This window comes from Pseudomonas sp. P5_109, assembly GCF_034009455.1.
Classification (GTDB): Bacteria; Pseudomonadota; Gammaproteobacteria; order Pseudomonadales; family Pseudomonadaceae; genus Aquipseudomonas.
Map to the genome: position 1 here is coordinate 231788 of NZ_CP125380.1, position 23169 is coordinate 254956.

A 23169-nucleotide genomic window follows, 5' to 3' on the forward strand; every position below is an offset into this window, starting at 1 on the left:
AGACCGACAAGAGAGGATTCGATGACTTACACCGCTGCCGAAAACCGCTACGACTCCATCCCTTACCGCCGCGTGGGCCGCAGCGGGCTGGTGCTGCCGGCGCTGTCGTTGGGCCTGTGGCACAACTTTGGCGACAGCACGCCGATCGATACCCAGCGCGCATTGCTGCGCACGGCGTTCGACCAGGGCATCAACCATTTCGACCTGGCCAACAACTATGGCCCACCGTACGGCAGCGCCGAGATCAACTTCGGCCGTTTGCTGCGCGAAGACTTCAAGCAGTACCGCGACGAATTGATCATTTCCAGCAAGGCCGGTTGGGACATGTGGCCCGGCCCTTACGGTCAGGGCGGCGGTTCGCGCAAGTACGTGCTGGCCAGCCTCGACCAGAGCCTGCAACGCCTGGGCGTGGACTACGTCGACATCTTCTACTCCCACCGTTTCGATCCGGACACGCCACTGGAAGAAACCGCCAGCGCACTTGCCACAGCAGTGCAGCAGGGCAAGGCGTTGTACATCGGCATCTCGTCCTATTCCGGGGTGAAAACCCGGGAAATGGCGGCATTGCTCAAAGAATGGAAAGTGCCGTTGCTGATTCATCAGCCGGCCTACAACCTGCTCAATCGCTGGGTGGAAAAAGACCTGCTGGATACCACCGACGAACTCGGCACCGGCGTGATTGCCTTCACACCGCTGGCGCAGGGGCTGCTGACCGACAAGTACCTCAACGGCGTGCCGGCGGATGCGCGGGTCAATCGACCGGGTGGTGGTTCGTTGCAGGCGTCGCACTTGTCCGAGGCCAACATCGCCCAGGTGCGGGCACTCAACGAAATCGCCAAGCGCCGTGGCCAGAGCCTGGCGCAACTGGCGCTGGCCTGGACCCTGCGCGATCCTCGGGTGACCTCGGCACTGATCGGCGCGAGCCGGCCGGAGCAGATCATCGAGAACGTCGGGGCGTTGAAGAACCTGAGCTTCAGTGCAGAAGAACTGGCGGAGATTGACCGGTTTGCCCAGGAGGGCGGGATCAATCTTTGGGAGAAGCCTTCAACGGCTGAGTGAGTGTTAGGCGGCAGATTTTTTGCGCCTTTCAGATCGCTTTCGCGAGCAAGCCCGCTCCCACATTGGAACGCATTCCAAATGTGGGAGCGGGCTTGCTCGCGAAGAGGCCAGTCCTGACAGCAAAGATTTCAGGATTCAGCGAAAAAACGGCACATCCCCCAACACTGTCGCCCGCTGCATCACCCGCCGCGCCGGCCGGTAATCATCGACCGCGTAATGCTGGGTCACGCGGTTATCCCAGAACGCAATGTCGTCCTGCTGCCAGCGCCAGCGAATGGTGAATTCCGGGCGCGTTGAATGGGCGAACAGAAACTTCAGAATCGCCTCGCTCTCGGTTTCCGACAGCTCGTTGATCTTCGAGGTGAAGCCTTCATTGACGAACAGCGAGCGGCGCCCGCTGACCGGGTGTGTGCGGATCACCGGGTGCGACAGCGGTGGATTCTTGCGCCGTGCTTCTTCCCACTGGGCTAGCGCCTCGGGCGTGTTGCCATAGCGCTCCAGCGGGAATGAGCGGGTGAAGTCGTGGGTGGCGGTCAGGCCTTCGAACAAGGTTTTCATCGGCGCCGACAGGGCTTCATACGCCGCAATCCCGCTGGCCCACAACGTATCGCCGCCAAACTCTGGCAGCAGCTTGGCGCTGAGCACCGCGCCCATGGCCGGGGTCGGCAGGAAGGTCACATCGGTATGCCAGATCGCGTTGTCGCGCACGTCGGTGACGGCGGTGTCGAGGATCAGCACTTCCGGCTGTTCCGGCACATTGGGGTAGATCGGGTGAATGTGCAGGTCGCCAAAGTTCGCCGCGAATCGCGCCTGTTGTTGTGGCGTGATGGGTTGGTCACGGAAGAACAGAACTTGATGTTTGAGCAGCGCTTGTTCGATGGTGTCGCGTTGTTCCGCACTCAGCGCCTGGCTGATGTCGACGCCGCTGATTTGCGCGCCGAGGGCGGAGCTTAAGGGGACGATGGTCAACTGGCTCATGGTGGTTCTCTTAAAATTCCGAGGCCGTGCTTTTTGTGGGAGCGGGCTTGCTCGCGAAAGCGGTGTATCAGTCACAGCAAAGTTGCCTGACACTCTGTATTCGCGAGCAAGCCCACTCCCACATGTTGAATATTCAGTGGGCCTGGCCGTGCCACGGCACCAGCTTGCGTTGCAGGGCACGCAGGCCCAATTCCATGGCGAAGGCGATCAGTGCGATCACCAGAATCCCCAGGACCACCACATCGGTGACCAGGAACTGCGCGGCCGACTGCACCATGAAGCCCAGGCCGCTGGTGGCGGCGATCAATTCGGCGGCGACCAGCGTCGACCAACCCACACCAAGACCAATACGCACGCCGGTCAAGATATCCGGCAAGGCACTCGGCAAAATGACGTGGCGAATCAACTGTGCGCGAGTAGCACCCAACGACTGCGCGGCGCGCAATTTGGCCGGGTCGACCGTGCGCACACCAGTGGCGGTGGCGATGGCAATCGGGGCGAAGATCGCCAGGTAGATCAGCAGGACTTTCGACAATTCGCCAATACCGCACCAGATCACGATCAGTGGCAAGTAGGCCAACGGCGGAATCGGCCGGTAGAACTCGATCAGCGGATCGAGCACACCACGGGCAATACGATTGGCGCCGATGGCGATACCCACCGGCACGGCGGTGAGAATCGCAAAACCGAGGCCCAGGCCGATGCGGCTAAGGCTCGCGCCGAGGTGCTGCCACAAGGTTGAGTCCATGTAACCCGAAGTCGCCAGCAGCCAGCCTTTTTGCAGCACGGCGGAGGGCGGCGGCAGGAACAGCGGCTCGATCAAACCGGTCGCGGTTACGGCCCACCAAATAACAATAAGAGCGACCAGCGTCAGTACACTGATCCAACGAGTGCTCAAGCTGCGTCGTGCCGGTGTCAGGGAAGTGCCTGTCTTGATCGCGGCGACGGGGATTTCGTAACTGCTCATGCGCGCTCCTGCCGCTGGGCGGCGCTGCGTTGGGAGAACACTTTGGCGAGTACGTGTTCGCGGGTTTCGATAAAGCGCGGGTCGGACTTGATCGAGCGAGCCGACTCACCGGCGGCATAACGCTGACCGAAATCGAGGCTCAGGCGCTCGACGATTTGCCCTGGGTTGGGCGCCAACAGAATCAGGTCGGTGGCGAGGAACACGGCCTCTTCGATGTCGTGGGTAATGAGGAACACCGGTTTGGCGGTGCGTTGCCAGACTTGCAGCAACAGTTCCTGCATCTGTTCGCGGGTGAAAGCGTCGAGGGCACCGAACGGTTCGTCCATGAGCAACACGCGCGGGTCGGCGGCGAGGGCGCGGGCCAGGCCGACGCGCTGCTTCTGGCCACCGGAAAGCTGCCAGATGCGGCGCTGTTCAAAACCGGAAAGATCGACCAGGGCGAGCATCTCCCTGGCGCGAGCTTCGCGTTTGTTCCGGGCGATGCCGGCCAGTTCCAGGCCGAAACCGACGTTGGCCAGCACGTCTTGCCACGGCAGCAGCGCGTCGTCCTGGAACACTACGCCGCGCTCGGCACTCGGGCCTTTGACGGGCACGCCGTCGAGGGTGATGCGCCCGGCGCTGGGTTCGACGAAACCGGCAATCAGGTTCAACAGCGAAGTCTTGCCACTGCCGGACGGGCCGAGGGCGACCAGCAATTGCCGGGGCCCAAGGCTCAGGGAGATTTCCGCCAACACCGGTTCCGGGTTGCCGGGGTACTGTGCGCTGATGCGCTCCAGCTGTAGCAAAGCCATCGCGTTGACTCCCGATCAGTTGGTGATGAACTTGGCGCTGACGTACGGCGCGTAGTCCGGCAGTACCGCCTCGACCTTGCCTTGTTCCTTGAGGAACGCCGCAGTGTCGGTGATGGCCTTGGTGGTCGGTGCGCCGAGGGTGATGACCTGATCAGCCGCCAGCGGGTAGACGTTGCCTTGCAGCAGCAGCGGAATGTCGCTGGCCTTGGCACCGGAGAGTTTTACCAGCTTGTCGACGTTGCCCTGGTTGGCGAGCCAGGCTTGCGGGTCTTTGCGGTAATCGGCGTAGGCGTCCAGGGTCACTTTGGCGAACGCGGTGACGATCTCCGGGTGCTTCTCGGCGAAATCCTTGCGCACGATCCAGGCATCGAAGGTCGGTGCGCCGAACTTGGCCAGTTCGCCGGAGGTGATCAGTACCTTGCCGTTTTCCTTGGCGACGCCGAGAGCCGGGTCCCAGACGTAAGTGGCGTCGATATCGCCGCGTTTCCAGGCGGCAATGATCGCTGGCGGGGCGAGATTGAGTACGGTGACTTTCGATGGATCGATGTTCCAGTGCTTGAGCGCGGCGAGCAGGCTGTAGTGACCGGTGGACACGAATGGCACGGCGATCTTCTTGCCGATCAGGTCTTGCGGGGTCTTGATCCCGGAACCGTCGCGGGCGACCAAGGCTTCGGCGGCGCCGATCTGGGTGGCGATGAGGAAGGTTTCTACCGGGACTTTGCGAGTGATGGCGGCGGTCAGGGGGCTGGAGCCGAGGTAGCCGATCTGTACGTCACCGGAGGCGATGGCGGCGATGATATCGGCACCATTGTCGAATTTGCGCCAGCTGATATCGGCCTTGGTGGCCTTTTCGTAGGCACCGTCGGCCTGGGCGACTTTCGCCGGGTCAACGGTGGTCTGGTAGGCGACGGTGAAGTCGGCCGCCTGGGCAAAAAAGGTCGCGGTAGCCAAAGTAGCGGCCGCCAGCAAGCGTAGAGGGAAAGTCAGTTTCATCAGAAAGCTCCTTGTCAGGCGACCGGGTATGGGCGTGATAAGGAGACTAAATGATATAAGAATTCGAAAATAAATAACTTTTTCGAATTAGCTTATGAGAGGAACAATCTCTGGAGGTCAGCGGATCATGCTTTCTGTGGGAGCGGGCTTGCTCGCGAAAGCGGTGTGTCAGTCGCAGTAAAGTCGCCTGACACTCTGCATTCGCGAGCAAGCCCGCTCCCACAGGGAGAGCTGTGTTTGATGGTTAGTTACTGATCGCCAGAATGCTCGCCTGGTACGCCCCGACGAACACATCGAAATCACCGACTTCGTTCTGCTCCAGCTCAGCCTGCTGAGCCAACGACGAACGCGCCCGCTCTTCAAACTTCGCCTGTTCCTCAGCCGCCAACGGCTCGCTGCGGAAGAACTCGGCATGGGCCTGGCTCTGGCGCAGGGAAAACTGGGCAAAGCTCTCCTTGTGCTCGGCCATGGCCGCCAACACCTGTGCCGATGGCGTCAGGGACGGGTCCTGGACCTTGGCCAACTGGGCGTCCAGCGCCTTGCTGTGGGCATCGCCGCCATGGCTCTGATCGAGCATCGCCGCCAGTGGGGCAATATTTTCCAGCAGCTCAGCGGCCCATTCCTTCAGGTCAACCGGCTGGCCTTCCCGTTGCAGTTGCAGGCCCGGACGACGACCTTCCTTGACCACGCTGAGGAAGTTCGAGGTCGCGTTGCTGCAACTGGTGTTGGTCAGCAGCGGGCTGTCATTGAGCGCGCAATACAACAGGAACGCGTCGAGGAAGCGCGACTCGGTGAGGTCGATACCCATCGGCAGGAACGGGTTGATGTCCAGGCAGCGCACTTCGACGTACTGGATGCCGCGGGCCACCAGCGCCTGGATCGGGCGTTCACCGGTGTAGGTCACGCGTTTCGGGCGGATGTTGGAGTAGTACTCGTTTTCGATCTGCAGGATGTTGGTGTTGAGCTGCACCCACTCGCCATCCTGGTGGGTGCCGACTTCGACGTACGGCGGATACGGCGTGGCCACCGCTTTGCGCAAGCTGTCGGTATAGCTGTTCAGATCGTTGTAGCACGGCGTCAGGCCGGCCTGGGCGTTGCTCTGGTAACCCAGGTCGCTCATGCGCAGGCTGGTGGCGTACGGCAGGTACAAGGTTTGCGGGTCCAGCTGTTCCAACTGATGCGAACGACCGCGCAGGAAGCCGGCGTCCAGTGCCGGCGAGGCACCGAACAGGTACATCAGCAGCCAGCTGTAGCGGCGGAAGTTGCGGATCAGCGCGATGTAGGACGACGACTGGAAATCGCGGTCGGTGCCGACAAAGCCCTCGGCCTGCCTGAGCAACGGCCAGAGTTTTTCCGGCAGGGAAAAATTGTAGTGGATGCCGGCAATGCATTGCATGGTCTTGCCGTAACGCAGGGCCAGGCCCTTGCGGTACACGTACTTGAGTTGCCCGATGTTGGACGTGCCGTAGTAGGCGATCGGGATGTCCTCCTCGGCCGGCAACGGGCACGGCATCGACGGACTCCACAGGTACTCGTTGCCGAGCTTGCTGTAGGCAAAGCGGTGAATGCTGTCCAGGCTCGCCAACGTGTCCGCCGGGTCGGGCAGGGCCGGAGTGATGAACTCCAGCAGCGACTCGGAGTAGTCGGTGGTGATCTGTTCGTTGGTCAGCGCGGAACCCAATTCTTCCGGGTGCGGCGTTTGCGCCAGGCGACCTTCGCCGGTCACGCGCAGGCATTCACGTTCGATGCCGTGAAGGCACTGTTCGAGCAGAGATAGGTTAGCGCGCTCGCCGAGCAGGGCCAGGCGGCGGTTGAGAAGTTCGCTCAAGTTGGATTCCTTCACGCGTCAGTCGCCCCAATATGGGGGTGGGCAAGACGGTCTACAAGGGTGAAGTTAAAACTGGCGTTTTCGCCTGGTTTTTCGGGCTGTCAAAGCCCTTTTGGAACCGCCGACTTCAATCCTTGAATCTGGCAGATGCACGCGAAGGATACGCAATCCCTGTGGGAGCGGGCCTGTGGCGAGGGGGCTTGCCCCCGTTGGGCTGCGAAGCAGCCCCAAAACCTCTGATGTTCCAAGATATTGTGAGTGCTACGCACTCAAACGGGGGCAAGCCCCCTCGCCACAGGCGCTCCCACAGAAAAGCTCGACGCTGCGATCACAACGCCGAAATTAACTCAAATCGATGACGTCTAGCTACAGGACAGCGAACGTGCCTTGTGCTTTTACGACCAGTTTGTCGCCCTGCATCACATCGGCCTCGACCACCAATGTGCGGCGGCCCGGGTGGATCACCCGCGCCGTGCACATCACCTCGCCGTCAGAGACGGCGCGGATGTAGTTGATCTTGCACTCGATGGTCGCGCTCTGCTGGTCAAAGCCGTGGGTGCTGGAACAGGCCAGCCCCATGGCAATGTCCACCAGGCTGAACAAGGCCCCGCCGTGCATCTTTTCGGCGCGATTGCGCAGTTGCGGCTCCAGCCCCAGGGCGACTTGCGCCACCCCGGTTTCCAGGCTGTGCAAGCGACACCCCAGCAGCTTGAAAAAGGCGCTTTCGGTGTAACCGGCAGGGATGTCCATCAGCGTTTCTTCAACTGCTTGGCATTGGCGAACAGCGAAGCCATGGCATTGTTGCTCGGGGCCGCTGCCGTGGTTTCCTTGCGCGGTGCAGTGTTCTGGGACTGGCGTGGCGCCGACCCCGGACGCGCGCCGCGAGCGCCGTCGATTTTCTCGCCCGGGGTGTCGCTCATGCGCATCGACAGGCCCACGCGTTTGCGCGGGATGTCGATTTCCATGACCTTCACTTTCACCACGTCACCGGCCTTCACCGCTTCTCGTGGGTCCTTGATGAACTTCTCCGAAAGCGCGGAGATATGCACCAAACCGTCTTGATGCACGCCGATATCGACGAAAGCACCGAAGTTGGTCACGTTGGTCACGACGCCTTCGAGGATCATGCCCAGTTGCAGGTCCTTGAGGTCTTCGACGCCTTCCTGGAACTCGGCGGTCTTGAACTCGGGACGTGGGTCGCGGCCGGGCTTGTCCAGTTCCTGAAGGATGTCGGTGACAGTTGGCAAGCCGAAGGTTTCGTCGGTGAATTTTTTCGGGTCCAGGCGCTTGAGGAAACCACTGTCGCCAATCAGCGATCGAATATCGCGGTCAGTCTCGGCGGCGATACGCTGCACCAGTGGATAGGCTTCCGGGTGCACCGCTGAGGCGTCCAGGGGATTGTCGCCGTTCATCACGCGCAGGAATCCGGCGGCCTGTTCAAAGGTTTTTTCGCCCAGGCGCGGGACTTTCTTCAACGCGGCGCGGGTCTTGAACGCGCCGTGCTCGTCACGGTGGCTGACGATGTTCTGCGCCAGGGTCGCGTTGAGGCCGGAGATTCGCGCCAGCAACGCCACGGAAGCGGTATTCACGTCCACGCCGACGGCGTTCACACAGTCCTCGACCACTGCATCCAGGCCTCGGGCCAGTTTGAGCTGCGATACGTCGTGCTGGTACTGGCCGACGCCGATGGACTTCGGATCGATCTTCACCAGTTCGGCCAGCGGGTCTTGCAGGCGACGGGCAATCGACACGGCGCCACGGATCGACACGTCGAGGTCCGGGAATTCCTTGGAAGCCAGCTCCGACGCAGAGTAAACCGAAGCCCCGGCCTCGGAAACCATGACCTTGGTCATTTTCATGGCCGGGTATTTTTTGATCAGCTCGGCGGCCAGCTTGTCGGTCTCGCGGCTGGCGGTGCCGTTGCCGATGGCGATCAGGTCCACCGAATGCTTGGCGCACAGGGCGGCGAGCACGGCGAGGGTCTGGTCCCACTTGTTGTGCGGCACATGCGGGTAAACCGTGGCGTGATCCAGCAGCTTGCCAGTGGAGTCGACCACGGCGACCTTGCAACCAGTACGCAGGCCCGGGTCGAGGCCCAAAGTGGCGCGCGGGCCGGCCGGGGCCGACAGCAACAGGTCGTGCAGGTTGTGGGCGAAAACGTTGATCGCTTCGGTTTCCGCGCCATCGCGCAGCTCGCCCAGCAGGTCGGTTTCCAGATGGGTGTAGAGCTTGACCTTCCAGGTCCAGCGCACCACCTCGCCCAGCCATTTGTCGGCGGCGCGGTTCTGGTTCTGGATGCCGAATTGCTGGCCGATCATGCCTTCGCACGGATGCATGGTGCCCGGCAGTTCGTCGCCGACTTTCAGCGCGGAGCTGAGAATGCCTTCGTTGCGGCCACGGAAAATCGCCAGCGCGCGGTGCGACGGCATGCTTTTCAGTGGTTCGTCGTGTTCGAAGTAGTCGCGGAACTTGGCGCCTTCCTCTTCCTTGCCGGCGATCACGCGGGCACTGAGGGTGGCTTCCTGCTTGAGGTAGTTGCGCAGTTTGTCCAGCAGGCCGGCGTCTTCGGCGAAGCGTTCCATGAGGATGTACTTGGCGCCTTCGAGGGCGGCCTTCACATCGGCCACGCCTTTTTCCGCGTCGATGAAACGCGCGGCTTCGGTTTCCGGACTCAGGGACGGGTCGTTGAACAGGCCGTCAGCCAGTTCGCCGAGGCCGGCTTCCAGGGCGATCTGGCCCTTGGTGCGGCGCTTTTGCTTGTACGGCAGGTACAAGTCTTCGAGACGGGTCTTGGTGTCGGCGAGCTTGATGTCGCGTTCAAGTTGCGGAGTCAGCTTGCCTTGCTCTTCGATGCTGGCAAGGATGCTGATACGCCGTTCGTCGAGTTCTCGCAGGTAGCGCAGGCGCTCTTCCAGATGACGCAATTGCGTATCGTCGAGGCTGCCGGTCACTTCTTTACGGTAACGGGCGATGAAGGGAACGGTAGAGCCTTCATCGAGTAGCGCGACGGCCGCTTCGACCTGTTGTGGGCGTACACCGAGTTCCTCGGCGATGCGGCTGTTGATGCTGTCCATAAAACCACCTGACAAATTGTGAAAGCAGGCTCGCAGGCGCGGAATAGGGCCTTCGCGAGTCTGGTTGAGCGGCCTGGCCAGCGCCGCTGCCTGGGTCAACAGGCATTGCGTTGACCCGTGAAATCGAACAATTACTGCTGACGCGATAAAAATAATTCGCGTCCGCCTGTAGTACCTGTCTGATGTTGCCTGACACAAAAGGCCGCGCATTATAACCAGCGTTACGGCATTCGGGGGCATCACGGATTGCCAGTGCAATGGCCGGTTTTCTGGCACTAAAGGAAAAATCTGCTAACAATGCACACGGTGCGTATAACGGCAGCTACGCCATAATGCGCGCCGAGATCAAAGGAGCATCCAATGAGCAGCACTGCACAAACTGCTGAAGGCGAGAAAATTCTTATCGTTGACGACGATCCGGGGCTGAGTAGCCTGCTGGAACGTTTTTTCGTCAGCAAGGGCTACCGCGCCCGCGCCGTACCGAACACCGAGCAAATGGATCGCCTGCTGGCACGCGAAGTGTTCAACCTGGTCGTCCTCGACCTGATGTTGCCCGGCGAAGACGGCCTGACCGCCTGCCGCCGCCTGCGCAACGCGAACAACCAGATTCCGATCATCATGCTCACCGCCAAGGGCGACGAGCTTAGCCGCATCAAGGGCCTGGAACTGGGCGCCGACGATTACCTGGCCAAGCCGTTCAACCCGGATGAGCTGATGGCTCGCGTCAAGGCGGTCCTGCGTCGCCAGTCGGCTCCGGTGCCGGGCGCCCCGGGCAGCGAAGACGAAAGCGTGACCTTCGGTGACTACGAGTTGTCCCTGGCTACCCGCGAGCTCAAGCGCGGCGAAGAAGTGCACATGCTCACCACCGGCGAGTTCGCGGTACTCAAGGCCCTGGTAATGAACGCGCGTCAGCCGCTGACCCGCGACAAACTGATGAACCTGGCCCGTGGCCGCGAGTGGGATGCCCTGGAGCGTTCAATCGATGTGCAGATTTCCCGTCTGCGCCGGATGATCGAGCCCGATCCGTCCAAACCGCGTTACATCCAGACTGTCTGGGGCGTGGGTTACGTGTTTGTTCCAGATGGTACCGCCACCAAGTGATTGGCGATTTGTAGGAACGGGCCATGCGGACAGCGGATCAATTGATCCTGTCCGCAGACTCGCGATCCGCAATGTGCGAGCATCGCTCGCTCCTGCAAGTGTTTAACGGTTATCCATGAAAACCCCCGTTTGGTTCCCCCAGAGCTTCTTCTCCCGCACCCTTTGGCTGGTGCTCATCGTCGTTCTCTTCTCCAAGGCGCTGACCCTGGTTTATCTGCTGATGAACGAAGATGTTCTGGTGGATCGCCAGTACAGCCATGGTGTCGCCCTGACGCTACGCGCCTATTGGGCTGCCGATGAAGAAAACCGTGACAAGATCGCTGGTGCCGTGCCCCTGATACGAGTGGTGGGGGCCGGGGTGCCGGAGGGCGAACAACACTGGCCCTACAGTGAGATCTATCAGCGGCAAATGCAGGCTGAGCTGGGGGCTGACACGGAAGTGCGATTGCGCATGCATGCGCCGCCAGCGTTATGGGTTCGAGCGCCAAGCCTGGGTGAAGGCTGGCTCAAGGTTCCGCTGTATCCGCATCCACTGCGCGGTCAGAAAATCTGGAATGTGCTTGGCTGGTTCCTCGCTATTGGATTGCTGTCCACTGCGGCGGCATGGATCTTCGTCAGCCAGCTCAACCAGCCGCTAAAACGCCTGGTGTACGCCGCGCGGCAACTCGGTCAGGGTCGCAGCGTGCGCCTGCCGATCAGCGATACACCGAGTGAGATGACCGAGGTCTACCGCGCCTTCAACCAGATGGCCGAAGACGTCGAACAGGCCGGTCGCGAGCGTGAACTGATGCTGGCCGGGGTTTCCCATGACTTGCGCACGCCGTTGACCCGCTTGCGCCTGTCCCTGGAATTGATGGGCGATCGCACCGACCTGACCGACGACATGGTGCGCGACATCGAAGACATGGACGCGATTCTCGATCAGTTCCTGGCGTTCATTCGCGACGGGCGCGACGAGTCGGTGGAAGAAGTTGACCTGAGCGACCTGGTCCGCGAGGTCGCTGCGCCCTACAACCAGAATGAAGAAAAAGTACGGCTGCGCCTGGAGCCGATCCAGCCGTTTCCGTTGCGTCGTGTGTCGATGAAACGACTGCTGAACAATCTGATCGGCAATGCGTTGCATCACGCGGGCAGCGGTGTGGAAGTGGCGGCCTATGTCTCGGGTGACACCGCCGCGCCATACGTGGTGCTGAGCGTCATGGACCGTGGCGCCGGGATTGATCCCTCGGAGCTGGAGGCGATTTTCAACCCGTTCACCCGTGGTGATCGTGCACGCGGTGGCAAGGGCACCGGGTTAGGGCTGGCGATCGTGAAGCGGATTGCTTCGATGCATGGCGGCAATGTTGAGTTGCGCAACCGTTCGGGTGGTGGGCTGGAGGCGCGGGTGCGCTTGCCTTTGGGGTTGATGTTGCCGCGGGATGCCGTTTAGAAAACACAGAGGCCTTTGTGGCGAGGGAGCTTGCTCCCGTTCGGCTGCGCAGCAGCCGCAAAACCAGACAACCGTGTCTGAAGTACAAGAACACGATTGTGGGATTTGGGAGTCCTTCGGCCTCCAGCGGGAGCAAGCTCCCTCGCCACAGTAGATGAGCCTCAGCCCTTTCCCTTGGTCCGAGTCATATTCGGCCCACCATTCTTTTCCAGATGCTCAATGATGATCCCCGCCACATTCTTCCCGGTGGTGGTCTCAATCCCCTCAAGCCCCGGCGACGAGTTCACTTCCATCACCAACGGCCCGTGATTGGAGCGCAGGATATCCACACCCGCCACCGCCAGGCCCATGACCTTCGCCGCACGCAACGCCGTCATACGCTCTTCCGGGGTGATCTTGATCAGGCTCGCGCTGCCACCGCGATGCAGGTTGGAACGAAACTCACCGGGTTTGGCCTGGCGCTTCATGGCTGCAATCACCTTGTCACCGACGACGAAGCAGCGAATGTCCGCACCACCGGCTTCCTTGATGTACTCCTGAACCATGATGTTCTGCTTGAGGCCCATGAACGCCTCGATCACCGACTCTGCCGCCGTCGCGGTTTCGCACAGCACCACGCCGATGCCCTGGGTGCCTTCCAGCACCTTGATCACCAACGGCGCGCCGTTGACCATTTCGATCAGGTCGGGAATATCATCGGGGGAGTGGGCAAACCCGGTCACCGGCAAACCGATCCCCCGACGGGACAGCAATTGCAGCGAGCGCAGCTTGTCTCGCGAACGGGCAATGGCCACCGATTCGTTGAGCGGGAACACCCCCATCATTTCGAACTGGCGCAGGACCGCGCAGCCATAGAACGTCACGGACGCGCCGATCCGTGGAATCACCGCATCGAAACCTTCCAGTGGCTTGCCGCGGTAGTGGATCTGCGGCTTGTGACTGGCGATGTTCATGTAGGCGCGCAGGGTATCGACCACCACCATTTCATGACCACGTTCGGTACCGGCTTCGACCAGACGACGGGTGGAATACAGACGCGGATTCCGCGACAGCACAGCGATCTTCATGCAACACCTGTGGAGGAGGTAGATACCGGGAACACCGGCTTGTCTTGTACATACTTGATGCCCGGATTGACCACCAACTGGCCGTCGATCAGGGCTTTGGAACCGAGCAGCAGGCGATAGCGCATGGATTTGCGGCAGGCGAGTGTGAACTCGACCCGCCAGACCCGATCACCAAGGGCCAGGGTGGTGCTGATCACATATCGCACCTGCGCGTGACCGTTAGAGCTTTTAATGGTTTTCATCGTCACCAGCGGTGCTTCGCAGCGTCGGTGGCGCAGTTGGACGACGGAACCCAGGTGGGCGGTAAAGCGCACCCACTGCTCACCATCGCGCTCGAACGGCTCGATTTCAGTAGCGTGGAGGCTTGAGGTGCTGGCACCGGTGTCGATTTTTGCCCGAAGGCCCGCGACTCCCAGATCCGGGAGCGCTATCCACTCGCGCAGACCGACAACGGTCAAATGGTCAAATGTCTTCAAAAGTGCTCAACCGGTAGAAACCGCTCGGGCCGCACGCGGCCGGATTCGCGGTATTCACGCAGAATAATGATTAAAAGGCGACAGATATCTACGGCCCGGATTTCCAGCCCCGCCAGGAGGTTATGGAATGTCAGCATTGTAGTCCGAGCCGGGGAAATTCTTGGTACGACAGAAACGGTAGTACAGTTCACCAATATTTCAGAATGAGGAAATTCCATGGCACAAAAAAACGAAGAGGACGACAAAGTCCGCCTCGATAAATGGTTGTGGGCTGCGCGATTTTACAAAACCCGCGCCTTGGCCAAGGCGGCGATTGAAAGCGGCAAGGTGCATTGCCGGGGCGAACGCTGCAAGCCGGGCAAAGAGCCACGCGTCGGCGATGAGTTTGTGATCCGCACCGGTTTCGAAGAGCGCACGGTGGTGGTTCAGGCGTTGTCGATTGTACGTCGTGGCGCGCCGGAAGCGCAGACCTTGTATGCCGAGACCCAGGCCAGCATTGCCAAGCGCGAAGAGGCCGCGGCGCAAAGAAAGGCCGGGGCCCTGGGCGTGAGCACCGACGGCAAGCCGAGCAAGAAGCAGCGGCGGGATTTGTTCAAGTTTCGTGGCAGCAGCAATGACGAGTAAGGCAGATATTGCTCGAGTGATTGGTAGGCCGTCTTCGCGGGCAAGCCCGCTCCCACAAGGGGTTGTACTTATCCTGTGGGAGCGTGGCTTGCCCGCGAACGAGTGCGCAGCACTCGCCAGGCCCCACCGCATCTTCAGCTGAACACTTGCAATTGCTGGGGCGCGCACCCATATCGCGTGGATCGCCCGGGCCGCATCAAGTTGATCAAACCGCCGCTCGTCGAAAATCACACACAGTCTTTGACCTGTAGGCCATAACCACATTGCCAGCAGTGCAGAGCGGGAAACGACCCGGACTCCGTCAGCGCTTGTTCCACCTTGCTTGGATCAGGCCCGGATTGTTCATAAAATGCCTTTTATGGCTGAACATTGCGCACCCGCGGGGTGGCGCAAGGCAAATTTTTTGTTTCCTGTAACCATTTTCACTACTTAGATACCCAGACCTATGACCGATCATGCGGATAACGACTTCACCCAACGCTTCATCTTCGATGACAGCGACACCCGTGGCGAACTGGTCTCGCTGGAGCTCAGCTACGCCGAAGTCCTGGCCAAACACGCCTACCCGCAGCCGGTCGCGCAACTGCTCGGCGAGCTGATGGCGGCCGCATCGTTGCTGGTCGGCACATTGAAGTTCGACGGCTTGCTGATCCTGCAGGCCCGCTCCGAAGGCCCGATCCCGCTGCTGATGATCGAATGCTCCAGCGAGCGCGACATCCGCGGCCTGGCCCGTTATGACGCGGACCGGATTGCCCCCGATGCTACCCTGGCGGACTTGATGCCGGATGGTTCGCTGACATTGACTGTCGACCCGAAACAGGGCCAGCGCTATCAGGGCGTCGTCGATCTGGATGGCGAAACATTGTCCGACTGCTTCACCAACTACTTCGTCATGTCCCAGCAGATTGGCACCCGCATCAAGCTCTGCGCCGACGGCCGTCGTGCCCGTGGCCTGTTGCTGCAACAACTGCCTGCCGACCGCTTGAAAGACGATGACGAGCGTGCCGCCAGCTGGCAGCACATCACCACGCTGGGCAATACGCTGACCGCCGATGAGCTGTTGAGCCTGGACAACGAAACCGTGCTGCATCGCCTGTACCACGACGAGCAGGTTCGTCTGTTCGATGTGCAGAAGTTGCGCTTCCGTTGCAGCTGCTCGCGCGAACGTTCGGCCAATGCGCTGGTCAGTCTGGGGATGGAAGATGCGCAACAATTGGTGGTCGAACACGGTGGAAACATCGAAGTCGATTGTCAGTTCTGCAACCAGCGCTATCTGTTCGACGCGGCCGATGTCACTCAATTGTTCGTTGGTGCGGGCATCGAGACGCCGTCAGATACCCGTCACTAAAACGGTTCAGCGCAGGTAAATTCACTGCGTTGCGCCGGATTAACGCCGTTACGACAGGAGGGGCCTACTCTTTTTGGGCTTTTCTGGCATAATCCGGCCCACTTTTTTCGCGGTAGTAGTGCACGACTTTCTACTACAAAAACGTTTGGAGCACTCGGCCACTGGCCGACGGGGAACCTCATGACGCAAGCCAATAACGCCGTGTACACCGATCTGAGTGTTGATGATCTGGTTAAAGAAGCCCTCAACCGCGGTGAAGGCGAGCTTGCCGATACCGGCGCACTGGTTGTTCGTACCGGTCACCGTACCGGCCGTTCGCCAGTCGATCGTTTCATCGTTGATGAGCCGAGCACCACGGGCGCCATCGCCTGGGGCCCGATCAACCGCAAGTTCCCGGCCGACAAGTTCGACGCCCTGTGGGCTCGCGTTGAGGCATTCAACAACGCGCAAGAGCATTTCGTTTCCCACGTGCATGTAGGTGCGGCTTCCGAGCACTACCTGGCCGTGAAGATGACCACCCAGACCGCTTGGCAGAACCTGTTCGGTCGTTGCCTGTTCATCAACCCGGCCCAGTACAACCCGGCTGGCCGTGATGAGTGGCAAGTGCTCAACGTTGCCAACTTCGAGTGCGTGCCAGAGCGTGACGGCACCAACTCCGATGGTTGCGTGATCCTCAACTTCGCACAGAAGAAAGTGCTGATCGCCGGCATGCGTTACGCCGGTGAGATGAAGAAAGCCATGTTCTCGGTGCAGAACTTCCTGCTGCCGGCCGCTGACGTGCTGCCAATGCACTGCGCTGCCAACATCGGCGAAGAGGGCGACGTGACCCTGTTCTTCGGTCTGTCCGGCACTGGCAAGACCACCCTGTCCGCCGATGAAAGCCGTTACCTGATCGGTGACGACGAACACGGCTGGGGCGAAGGCGTGGTGTTCAACATCGAAGGCGGTTGCTATGCCAAGTGCATCGACCTGTCCGAGAAGAACGAGCCAGTTATCTGGAAAGCCATCAAGCACGGCGCGGTATTGGAAAACGTTGTAATCGACGACGCCAAGCACGCCGACTACGCCGATGTCAGCCTGACCCAGAACAGCCGCGCCGCCTACCCGCTGGAGCACGTTGCCAAGCGTTCCGAGAAGAACCTGGGTGGCGAGCCGAACGCTGTGATCTTCCTGACCTGCGACCTGACCGGCGTTCTGCCGCCAGTGTCGATCCTCAACGAAGAGCAAGCGGCCTACCACTTCCTGTCCGGCTACACCGCTTTGGTTGGCTCGACTGAAATGGGTTCGGGCAGCGGCATCAAGTCGACCTTCTCTACCTGCTTCGGCGCACCGTTCTTCCCGCGTCCGGCCGGCGAATACGCTGAACTGCTGATCAAGCGCATCCGCGGCTTCGGCTCCAAGGTCTACCTGGTCAACACCGGCTGGACCGGCGGTGGCTACGGCGTCGGCAAGCGCTTCAACATCCCGACCACCCGCGCAGTGATCGCAGCGATCCAGAGCGGCGCGCTGATCGGTACCGAGACCGAGCACCTGGACACCATCAACCTCGACGTGCCACTGGCCGTACCGGGCGTTGAGACTGGCCTGCTGAACCCACGCAACACCTGGGCTGACAAAGCCGCTTACGACGAAGCCGCCAAAGCACTGGCCGGCCTGTTCATCGAGAACTTCAAGAAGTTCGAAGTGAGCGACGCGATCAAGGCTGCTGGTCCTAAGTTGTAAGTGCTGGATTGAGCTAACGAAGAAGCCGCCCCTTGGGGCGGCTTTTTTGTGCGCGAGATTCAGTTTTTCGCGGACAAGTCAGAATGCGTCGGGCCGTTACAGGCCTTCGAGTTCATCCGTGTCCCAGCGTTGGGCCTTGATAGCCCGGTAGAGCATGCCGATGGTCAAAGGCATCTTCTCACCGCGCCCCTTGGCCTTGCGCTTTAGATTCACGTCAAAACCGTCGGGCTGGAAATAGCGATAACTGTCGAAATCCACGAAGTCGATGGCGAAGTGGTCTTCCAGGGTTTCGATCAAATGCCGGGCGTCTGCACCGTTGCAGCCCAGGTCGAAGTTGATCGAGGTGCCGAGGTTGATGGTTTTACGTTCGGGGAAGCCGAGTTCTTCATGCAACAGTTGCATGAGTTGCTGCATCAAGTGGTCGTCGGGGAGGTTGGGGGCGAGGTTCATTGCGGGGTGTCCGGTTGGGCTTAGCCGAATCTTAGAGGTCGTCGGGTTTGGAGGAAAGACTTGGGGGGAGTGGCAGAGCACTGAACCTGTGGCGAGGGAGCTTGCTCCCGTTGGACTGCGCAGCAGTCCTTGTTTTCAGGGTCGCTTCGCAACCCAGCGGGAGCAAGCTCCCTCGCCACAGTTATGCTTTGTTTCCCTTTTCTTTTAACTGACCCAAGTAAAGGTCGCCCCCATGGATGCCACCAAGCCTGCACCCACGGAGAGTGCGGCTTGTCTATCGACGCCAGGCGTCAGGCTGGGGCTTTCCAGTTCAACATGCGTTGCTGGGCGACTTTGAGCAGGTCGCAGCCGTCCTGGGTCAGCAGGTAGAGGGCGTGGGTGATGTGCGGGATGTCTTCGAGGTCGCCGTGTTTGAAGCATTGGCAGTGCAGGGTTTGCAGCAATTCGCTGGAAGCCCGGATGCGCTGGAGGGCGGCTTCGAGGATGTCTTGGGGGTTGGCTTCTGTGTCGATGATCAGGGGCGGAGAATCGGTGAGGTTGGTGTGGAGTGGTAGATAGCGTTCGTTGGTGAACGGGTTCCATTTGTTCATGATGTGCAATCTCGGATGTGCCAGAAAGGACCGCCATCATCGTGACCAATCGATGGGAGGCGACTGTGTTCGGGTTGGTCAACCGGTGAGATCTACGCACAGAACCGGCATGCCCGAAGGCATCCCAAACACAGCCGCCATATAGCGTGCAGACACAAAAAAGCGTCGGCAGCATACAACGGGTGCGTACGTAGATCTAATTCGAGTGACCAAGCCCGAGTCGCTGATTTGGCAGCGACACTGCGGACTATAGGAGTGAGTTACTGGTGATCGATAGCCGACAAGTTGGCTTCTTTTGTAGGACCGTGCCGAAGCTTTTATAGGGCGTTGCTGACGGAGTTATCCACAGTGCACCGCATAATCGTTCATCGCTGGCAAGCCAGCTCCTACAGGGGGAATGGGTGCGGCTTCAGAGGGTGAGTTTCGGCAAGCGCTGCCGGGCGATGTCGAGCATGTCGTTGCCGTCCTGGGTCAGCAGGTACAGGGCGCTGATAATCTTGGGGATGTCGCTCGCTTCGGCCTGTTTGAAGCATGTGCAATAAAGGGTTTCGAGCAGGTCGCTGGCGGCGCGGATGCGTTGTCGGGCGGCGTCGAGGATCTCGTAGGGGTCGGCCTCGGTATCAATGACCAGCACCGGGGTTTCGCTGTAGCGGGTCTTGAGTGGGTGGTAGCGGTTTGTCAGTGAGTCGGGTTTTTTCATTGATTGAGTCCTGTGCGAAATCGGCAAGTGTTCCCGGCAGGCCGAGACACTGTTTTCAGCCGCGCTGGAAACTATAGGAGGGTATGGCGTTGCGGAACAAGACGGCTGAGATCGACACGCGTTGTAAGGGTTTTGTCATATTTTGAGGAAGGGGACTACACGTTGGAAGTGGGTTTTCAACGTGAAAGGGCGAGAGGTAAAAATGCCTACAGCGTTTTCAGTCGCTTCTCGCCAAGTCTCGGCAGAGGGGGGCTCGGACAATGTCGGGTGTTTCGAGTTTTGTGGTGGGTGTACTTGCTCTTCGCGGGCAAGCCCGCCCCCACAGATCTGAGTCGTACTCAAGTCTGTGGACGGCATAGATCCGTGTGGGAGCGGGCTTGCCCGCGAAGGCGATCTGACAGTCCCATCATCTCTGAAGCCGTGGATTGCCGTCCCGCCATTCGCTGTATCATCCAGTATCGTTTTTGCCCCCGACCTTTTCTCGATTCGCTGTGATTGCCGGCTAGGCTTTTGACTCCGCAGCGGTCAACGGAGTGACAGCTTATGCACAACACCCTGGAACAGGTTTTCGGTTATCCACAGTTTCGACCCGGTCAGGAGGCGGCCATCAGCGCTGTGCTGGCCGGGCGCTCGGCGGCGGCGATTTTTCCCACCGGATCCGGCAAATCCCTTTGCTACCAATTGCCGGCGCTGTTGCTGCCGCACCTGACGCTGGTGGTCTCACCCTTGCTGGCGTTGATGCAGGATCAACTGGCGTTCCTGCAACGCCACGGCATCTCGGCGGGCAGCATCGATTCGGCGCAGAGCCGCGATGACGCCAGCGATGTCATGGCCCGTGCCAGGTCCGGCGAGTTGAAGATTCTGATGATCTCGGTGGAGCGCCTGAAGAACGAGCGGTTTCGCCATTTCTTGCAGCAAGTACCGATCTCGCTGCTGGTGGTGGACGAGGCGCACTGCATTTCCGAATGGGGGCACAACTTTCGCCCGGACTACCTCAAGCTTCCCGACTATCAACGCCAGTTCAACATCCCGCAGGTGTTGCTGCTGACCGCAACGGCGACGCCCAAGGTCATCGCCGACATGCAGGCGAAGTTCGCCATCGCCGCCGAGGATGTAGTGACCACCGGTTTCTATCGACCGAACCTGAATCTGCTGGTGGAGCCCGTTCGCGGAGCGGACAAACGCAGGCGCCTGGTCGAATGGATGAGCCAGCGTCCAGACCAGCCGAGCATCGTTTATGTCACCCTGCAGAAAACCGCAGAGCACATCGCCGAACACCTGAACCGCAACGGCATTCAGGCCGAGGCCTATCACGCGGGTTTGCCCCATGAGCAACGGGAAGCGATCCAGCGTCGCTTCATGGGCGGGCAGTCCAATTGCATCGTCGCCACCATCGCTTTCGGCATGGGCATCGACAAAAGCGACATCCGCAATGTGGTGCACTTCGACCTGCCCAAATCCATCGAAAACTACAGCCAGGAAATCGGCCGCGCCGGGCGTGACGGGCAGCCGTCGGACTGCCTGGTGCTGGCGAACCGCGACAGCCTCAATGTGTTGGAGAATTTCGTCTACGGCGACACGCCGGAGCTGGATGGCATCCGTTGCGTACTTGACGAGATGCAGGCCGCGGCACCCGAAGGGCAGTGGGAGTTTCTGCTGGGGCCATTGGCGGATCAAAGCAACATTCGTCAATTACCGCTCAAGACCTTGCTGGTGCAACTCGAATTGCGCGGGTTGATCGCCCCGCGCTACGCCTACTACGCCGAATACCGTTTCAAGTATGTGCAGGAACCAGAGGCGCTGCTGGCCCACTTCGAGGGCGAGCGCAAGGATTTCGTCGCCGCCATTATCCAGACCTCCAGCCGCGCCAGGACCTGGGCAACGGTGAATTTCGAGGCGCTGTACGAGCAGCATCAGGCCGAGCGCAGTCGGGTGGTCAAGGCGCTGGATTATTTTCAGGAGAAGGGCTGGGTGGAGCTCGAAAGCAAGCAGATGACCGAGGTCTACAGCGTGCTGCAAAGCGGTTTCGACAGCGTCGCGGTGAGCGAGGAGCTGCACGGTTATTTCACTCGGCATGAGCACACCGAGATCGCGCGGATTCACGCGATGCTGGATCTGTTCGCCACCGACCGATGCCTGGGTTATCGCCTCGCCGAGTACTTCGGCGATCACGATGCCCCGCAGCAATGTGGACATTGTTCGGTGTGTCACGGACAGGTGGCGCGGCTACCGGCACCACCGGAGTTGCCGGCGCTTGTGGATAAGAATTTCCAGGCGCTGGGTGGTGATTTTATCCACAGGCACGAGCAGCACACGGGCAACGTGCCCTCGGCTGAACGCGTGACACGGTTCCTGTGCGGGATCAGCGTGCCGTTGTTCACAAAACTCAAGGCACGCTCGATTTCCGGGTTTGCCGCGCTGGAAGATTATCCATATGCCTCGGTGCGGGAGTGGGCTGAACAACATCTGCCCGGTTGAAACACGGTCAATGTGGGAGCGGGCTTGCTCGCGAAGGCGGTGGGTCAGGCACCATCACTGTTGAATGGTTGATTGCCTTCGCGAGCAAGCCCGCTCCCACAGGGGGGGCGGTGTACTCAAAGGGGCTACATCCATCCGCTGAATGTTGCTCATCACAGGAATAAATTTCAAAAAAGCCCGGTGGCTGACTATGGTGGTGGTGTCTTCGGATCGCCAACAAGAGAACAAAACATGAGCCAGACACCGTCGAATATTCAGCGCGCCGCCGTCATCGGCGCGGGCACCATGGGCCGTGGCATTGTCATGTGCCTGGCCAACGCCGGAGTGGCCGTGCAGTGGGTTGATAACAATCCGCAGATGCTTGAACAGGCACTGGCTACCGTCGCCGATACCTACGCGCATAACGTGCGCCAGGGTCGCATTGAACAGAGTGAAGCCGATGCCCGTATCGCGCGCGTAACGGCGGCAGATGGTTATGTGGCCATCCGCGATGTCGACCTGGTCATTGAAGCGGTGTACGAAAACCTTGAGCTCAAGCAGAGAATTTTCCGCGAGCTCGATGGCCTGCTCAAACCTGAAGCGATTCTGGCCAGCAATACCTCGGCGCTGGACATCGACGCCATTGCTGCGGTGACGCGGCGCCCGCAGCAGGTCCTGGGCCTGCACTTCTTCAGTCCGGCGCACATCATGAAGCTGCTGGAAGTCGTCCGTGGTGCGCAGACGGCTCCGGCCGTTCTCGACGCGGCACTGGCGCTCGGCCAGCGCATGGGCAAGGTCAGTGTGGTCGCGGGCAATTGCGATGGTTTCATCGGCAACCGCATGCTCAATACCTATGTGCTCGAAGCGCGAAAAATGCTGCTCGAAGGCGCGTATCCCTACCAGGTTGACGCGGCACTGCAAGGGTTCGGTTTTGCCATGGGGCCGTTTCGCATGTTCGACGTGGTGGGCGTCGACCTGCAGTGGCGCGCCCGGCAGCTGTCCGGTGTCGGGCAGGACGCGCCAGAGGTTCAGGTGGACAATCGACTTTGCGAGATGGAGCGCTTTGGCCAGAAGAGTGGCAACGGCTTTTACCACTATGAACCGGGCAGCCGTCAGGCCGAACACGATCCTCAGGTAGATGCGCTGGTGCTGGAAGTCAGCGAAGGGTTGGGGTTTCAGCGCCGCGAGCTTGGGCCGGAAGAAATTCTCGAGCGCTGCTTGCTGGCATTGGTCAACGAGGGCGCGAAGATCCTTCAGGAAGGCATCGCCGGGTCAGCTCATGACATCGATCTGGTTTACCTCAACGGCTATGGTTTCCCGGCGGACAAGGGCGGCCCGATGGCCTGGGCGGATCAGCAAGGGTTGGCGGACATTCACCGGCGCTTGATGGAACTTGAGACGCGTCAGGGCGATCACTGGAAACCGGCGCGGTTGATCGGTGAACTGGCGGCGGCCGGCAAGGGCTTTGCTGACAAGTGATCGATGCGGCGCCTGTGAGGGCGCCTTCGCGAGCAA

Annotated in this window: 20 protein-coding genes; 8 read left to right on the plus strand and 12 right to left on the minus strand. The window is 60.4% G+C overall.

Annotated elements, in window-relative coordinates; genetic code table 11:
* Positions 1–21: 21 nt before the first annotated feature.
* Positions 22–1059 carry an L-glyceraldehyde 3-phosphate reductase gene (mgrA, locus tag QMK54_RS01035; protein WP_110660828.1) on the plus strand — a complete coding sequence of 346 codons (1038 nt, stop codon included), beginning with the start codon at positions 22–24 and terminating at the stop codon, positions 1057–1059.
* A gap of 135 nt (positions 1060–1194) precedes the next feature.
* Here mgrA and tauD read toward each other — a convergent pair whose 3' ends face one another.
* The 7 genes from tauD to QMK54_RS01070 form a co-directional block, all read right to left on the minus strand.
* The gene (tauD, locus tag QMK54_RS01040) at positions 1195–2037 is read right to left on the minus strand and encodes a taurine dioxygenase (protein ID WP_110660829.1); all 843 of its coding nucleotides are present in this window, start codon (positions 2035–2037) and stop codon (positions 1195–1197) included.
* A gap of 133 nt (positions 2038–2170) precedes the next feature.
* A complete protein-coding gene (gene tauC, locus QMK54_RS01045; protein WP_110660830.1) occupies positions 2171–3004 on the minus strand; it encodes a taurine ABC transporter permease TauC in 834 nt (277 codons plus the stop codon).
* Positions 3001–3795 (minus strand): taurine ABC transporter ATP-binding subunit, encoded by a 795-nt coding sequence (gene tauB / locus QMK54_RS01050; RefSeq protein WP_320401885.1) that lies wholly within the window; start codon positions 3793–3795, stop codon positions 3001–3003. The genes tauC and tauB overlap by 4 nt, the downstream gene beginning before the upstream one ends.
* A gap of 15 nt (positions 3796–3810) precedes the next feature.
* Positions 3811–4788, minus strand: coding sequence for a taurine ABC transporter substrate-binding protein (tauA, locus tag QMK54_RS01055; protein WP_320401886.1), 978 nt, complete (start codon positions 4786–4788; stop codon positions 3811–3813).
* A 244-nt stretch (positions 4789–5032) separates the two neighbouring features.
* A complete protein-coding gene (gene gshA / locus QMK54_RS01060) occupies positions 5033–6616 on the minus strand; it encodes a glutamate--cysteine ligase (RefSeq protein WP_223588919.1) in 1584 nt (527 codons plus the stop codon).
* 366 nt (positions 6617–6982) lie between these two features.
* On the minus strand, positions 6983–7366 hold the full coding sequence (locus tag QMK54_RS01065) for a PaaI family thioesterase (RefSeq protein ID WP_223588922.1): 384 nt from the start codon (positions 7364–7366) through the stop codon (positions 6983–6985).
* Complete coding sequence (locus QMK54_RS01070; protein WP_110661830.1) at positions 7366–9690, minus strand: Tex family protein; 2325 nt, start codon at positions 9688–9690, stop codon at positions 7366–7368. The genes QMK54_RS01065 and QMK54_RS01070 overlap by 1 nt, the downstream gene beginning before the upstream one ends.
* A gap of 360 nt (positions 9691–10050) precedes the next feature.
* Here QMK54_RS01070 and ompR point away from each other — a divergent pair, with 360 nt between their 5' ends.
* Both ompR and QMK54_RS01080 read left to right on the plus strand, forming a co-directional pair.
* Positions 10051–10791, plus strand: a complete 741-nt coding sequence (gene ompR, locus QMK54_RS01075) for a two-component system response regulator OmpR (RefSeq protein WP_007972873.1) — start codon at positions 10051–10053, stop codon at positions 10789–10791.
* Positions 10792–10906: 115 nt separating this feature from the next.
* On the plus strand, positions 10907–12220 hold the full coding sequence (locus QMK54_RS01080; protein WP_110661829.1) for an ATP-binding protein: 1314 nt from the start codon (positions 10907–10909) through the stop codon (positions 12218–12220).
* 161 nt (positions 12221–12381) lie between these two features.
* Here the strand turns inward: QMK54_RS01080 and rimK are convergent, their stop codons facing one another.
* The gene (rimK, locus tag QMK54_RS01085; protein ID WP_007972871.1) at positions 12382–13287 is read right to left on the minus strand and encodes a 30S ribosomal protein S6--L-glutamate ligase; all 906 of its coding nucleotides are present in this window, start codon (positions 13285–13287) and stop codon (positions 12382–12384) included.
* The gene (locus QMK54_RS01090) at positions 13284–13745 is read right to left on the minus strand and encodes an ATP-dependent zinc protease (RefSeq protein ID WP_177409066.1); all 462 of its coding nucleotides are present in this window, start codon (positions 13743–13745) and stop codon (positions 13284–13286) included. The genes rimK and QMK54_RS01090 overlap by 4 nt, the downstream gene beginning before the upstream one ends.
* Before the next feature lie 234 nt (positions 13746–13979).
* On the opposite strand from QMK54_RS01090, the gene QMK54_RS01095 reads away from it, so the two are divergent.
* The 3 genes from QMK54_RS01095 to QMK54_RS01105 all read left to right on the plus strand — a co-directional run bounded on the left by QMK54_RS01095 (position 13980) and on the right by QMK54_RS01105 (position 17457).
* Positions 13980–14387 (plus strand): RNA-binding S4 domain-containing protein, encoded by a 408-nt coding sequence (locus tag QMK54_RS01095; RefSeq protein ID WP_223588926.1) that lies wholly within the window; start codon positions 13980–13982, stop codon positions 14385–14387.
* A gap of 445 nt (positions 14388–14832) precedes the next feature.
* Positions 14833–15735 carry an Hsp33 family molecular chaperone HslO gene (hslO, locus tag QMK54_RS01100; RefSeq protein WP_110661923.1) on the plus strand — a complete coding sequence of 301 codons (903 nt, stop codon included), beginning with the start codon at positions 14833–14835 and terminating at the stop codon, positions 15733–15735.
* 180 nt (positions 15736–15915) lie between these two features.
* Complete coding sequence (locus QMK54_RS01105) at positions 15916–17457, plus strand: phosphoenolpyruvate carboxykinase (RefSeq protein WP_110661924.1); 1542 nt, start codon at positions 15916–15918, stop codon at positions 17455–17457.
* A gap of 96 nt (positions 17458–17553) precedes the next feature.
* Here the strand turns inward: QMK54_RS01105 and QMK54_RS01110 are convergent, their stop codons facing one another.
* The 3 genes from QMK54_RS01110 to QMK54_RS01120 form a co-directional block, all read right to left on the minus strand.
* Positions 17554–17907, minus strand: coding sequence for a DUF1493 family protein (locus tag QMK54_RS01110; RefSeq protein ID WP_223588928.1), 354 nt, complete (start codon positions 17905–17907; stop codon positions 17554–17556).
* Between the two features lie 290 nt (positions 17908–18197).
* Positions 18198–18497: a hypothetical protein gene (locus QMK54_RS01115; RefSeq protein WP_320401887.1), complete on the minus strand. Its 300-nt coding sequence runs from the start codon at positions 18495–18497 to the stop codon at positions 18198–18200.
* 409 nt (positions 18498–18906) lie between these two features.
* A complete protein-coding gene (locus tag QMK54_RS01120) occupies positions 18907–19197 on the minus strand; it encodes a hypothetical protein (protein ID WP_320401888.1) in 291 nt (96 codons plus the stop codon).
* 543 nt (positions 19198–19740) lie between these two features.
* On the opposite strand from QMK54_RS01120, the gene QMK54_RS01125 reads away from it, so the two are divergent.
* Both QMK54_RS01125 and QMK54_RS01130 read left to right on the plus strand, forming a co-directional pair.
* Positions 19741–21675, plus strand: a complete 1935-nt coding sequence (locus QMK54_RS01125) for an ATP-dependent DNA helicase RecQ (protein ID WP_223588932.1) — start codon at positions 19741–19743, stop codon at positions 21673–21675.
* A 231-nt stretch (positions 21676–21906) separates the two neighbouring features.
* Entirely contained in the window at positions 21907–23133 is a 1227-nt protein-coding gene (locus QMK54_RS01130) for a 3-hydroxyacyl-CoA dehydrogenase (RefSeq protein ID WP_320401889.1), read from the plus strand.
* Positions 23134–23169 lie beyond the last annotated feature (36 nt).

What these genes read in the sequence shown, in the direction of transcription:
- mgrA (WP_110660828.1), top strand. Translation starts at nt 22, where the DNA reads ATGACTTACACCGCTGCCGAAAACCGCTACGACTCCATCCCTTACCGC.
- tauD (WP_110660829.1), bottom strand. Translation starts at nt 2,037, where the DNA reads ATGAGCCAGTTGACCATCGTCCCCTTAAGCTCCGCCCTCGGCGCGCAA.
- tauC (WP_110660830.1), bottom strand. Translation starts at nt 3,004, where the DNA reads ATGAGCAGTTACGAAATCCCCGTCGCCGCGATCAAGACAGGCACTTCC.
- tauB (WP_320401885.1), bottom strand. Translation starts at nt 3,795, where the DNA reads ATGGCTTTGCTACAGCTGGAGCGCATCAGCGCACAGTACCCCGGCAAC.
- tauA (WP_320401886.1), bottom strand. Translation starts at nt 4,788, where the DNA reads ATGAAACTGACTTTCCCTCTACGCTTGCTGGCGGCCGCTACTTTGGCT.
- QMK54_RS01065 (WP_223588922.1), bottom strand. Translation starts at nt 7,366, where the DNA reads ATGGACATCCCTGCCGGTTACACCGAAAGCGCCTTTTTCAAGCTGCTG.
- QMK54_RS01070 (WP_110661830.1), bottom strand. Translation starts at nt 9,690, where the DNA reads ATGGACAGCATCAACAGCCGCATCGCCGAGGAACTCGGTGTACGCCCA.
- ompR (WP_007972873.1), top strand. Translation starts at nt 10,051, where the DNA reads ATGAGCAGCACTGCACAAACTGCTGAAGGCGAGAAAATTCTTATCGTT.
- QMK54_RS01080 (WP_110661829.1), top strand. Translation starts at nt 10,907, where the DNA reads ATGAAAACCCCCGTTTGGTTCCCCCAGAGCTTCTTCTCCCGCACCCTT.
- rimK (WP_007972871.1), bottom strand. Translation starts at nt 13,287, where the DNA reads ATGAAGATCGCTGTGCTGTCGCGGAATCCGCGTCTGTATTCCACCCGT.
- QMK54_RS01095 (WP_223588926.1), top strand. Translation starts at nt 13,980, where the DNA reads ATGGCACAAAAAAACGAAGAGGACGACAAAGTCCGCCTCGATAAATGG.
- hslO (WP_110661923.1), top strand. Translation starts at nt 14,833, where the DNA reads ATGACCGATCATGCGGATAACGACTTCACCCAACGCTTCATCTTCGAT.
- QMK54_RS01105 (WP_110661924.1), top strand. Translation starts at nt 15,916, where the DNA reads ATGACGCAAGCCAATAACGCCGTGTACACCGATCTGAGTGTTGATGAT.
- QMK54_RS01110 (WP_223588928.1), bottom strand. Translation starts at nt 17,907, where the DNA reads ATGAACCTCGCCCCCAACCTCCCCGACGACCACTTGATGCAGCAACTC.
- QMK54_RS01115 (WP_320401887.1), bottom strand. Translation starts at nt 18,497, where the DNA reads ATGAACAAATGGAACCCGTTCACCAACGAACGCTATCTACCACTCCAC.
- QMK54_RS01120 (WP_320401888.1), bottom strand. Translation starts at nt 19,197, where the DNA reads ATGAAAAAACCCGACTCACTGACAAACCGCTACCACCCACTCAAGACC.
- QMK54_RS01125 (WP_223588932.1), top strand. Translation starts at nt 19,741, where the DNA reads ATGCACAACACCCTGGAACAGGTTTTCGGTTATCCACAGTTTCGACCC.
- QMK54_RS01130 (WP_320401889.1), top strand. Translation starts at nt 21,907, where the DNA reads ATGAGCCAGACACCGTCGAATATTCAGCGCGCCGCCGTCATCGGCGCG.